This window comes from Lysobacter sp. ESA13C, assembly GCF_019970005.1.
Classification (GTDB): Bacteria; Pseudomonadota; Gammaproteobacteria; order Xanthomonadales; family Xanthomonadaceae; genus Lysobacter; species Lysobacter antibioticus_B.
Genome location: NZ_JAHXYK010000036.1, coordinates 1 through 1,073 on the forward strand (window position 1 = coordinate 1; position 1,073 = coordinate 1,073).

A 1,073-nucleotide genomic window follows, 5' to 3' on the forward strand; every position below is an offset into this window, starting at 1 on the left:
GCGGGCGGTGCGTATGTGCCGCTGGACCCGGGCTATCCGGCGGATCGGTTGGCGTACATGCTGGAGGACAGCGCGCCGGTGGCGGTACTGACGCAGCAGTCGCTGCAGACCTTGCTGGCATGGCCGGTGGGTATCCCGGTGCTGACGCTGGATGCGGATCGGGCGCCGTGGCAGGACGCGCCGGCAGACGATCCGGTCCGTGGCGCGTTGTCGCCGCATCATCTGGCGTACGTGATCTACACGTCCGGCTCTACCGGCCAGCCCAAGGGCGTGATGGTGGAGCATCGTGCCGTTGGCAATTATTTGAACTGGGCCGTCAGCGCGTACGCTCCCCAGAAGAACAGCATCGTCTCTTCGTCGATTGCATTCGATGCGACGGTGACGAGCCTCTACACGCCGTTGCTGTGTGGCGGATGCGCGTGGTTGCTCAAGGATCGCGATGAGGTCGAGGGTCTCGGTCGCCTACTGCTGGATGGGGTAGTGGCCGGTGCGGCGCTGAAGATCACGCCAATGCATCTGCAGGTGTTAGGAAAGCAGTTCGAGCATGCGCGCGGGAACTTCGGCATCGATCTGATCGTGGTCGGGGGCGAGGCGATGCTGCCGCATACGATCGATGGCTGGCGCAATGCCTGCCCACGCATACGGATTGTGAACGAGTATGGGCCCACGGAAACGACGGTGGGTTGCGTCACGCAGGAGATTGACAGGACGTACGCGGTATCAGTGCCGATCGGCAAGCCGATATCGAACACGAAGATCTACATCGTCGACCGGCTTGGCCAGCCGGTGCCGATCGGTGTGCCGGGCGAGCTGTACATCGGCGGCGTGGGGGTTGCGCGTGGTTATCTGAACCGGCCGGAGCTGACGGCGGAGCGCTTCGTGCGCGATCCGTTCAGTGCGGTCCCCGAGGCGCGGATGTATCGCTCGGGCGACCTGGGCCGCTGGTTGCCGGACGGTACGATCGAGTTCCTGGGTCGTAACGATTTCCAGGTCAAGGTGCGGGGCTTCCGGATCGAGCTGGGCGAGATCGAGTCGCGGCTGGTGGTGCAGCCGGGGGTGCGCGAGGCGGTGGT

Annotated in this window: 1 protein-coding gene; it reads left to right on the top strand. The window is 64.9% G+C overall.

Annotated features, from left to right (window positions below):
* Positions 1–57 precede the first annotated feature (57 nt).
* Positions 58–1,073 (top strand): amino acid adenylation domain-containing protein (locus tag LC490_RS24220; RefSeq protein ID WP_255611108.1); only part of this gene is annotated, 1,016 nt, incomplete at its 3' end.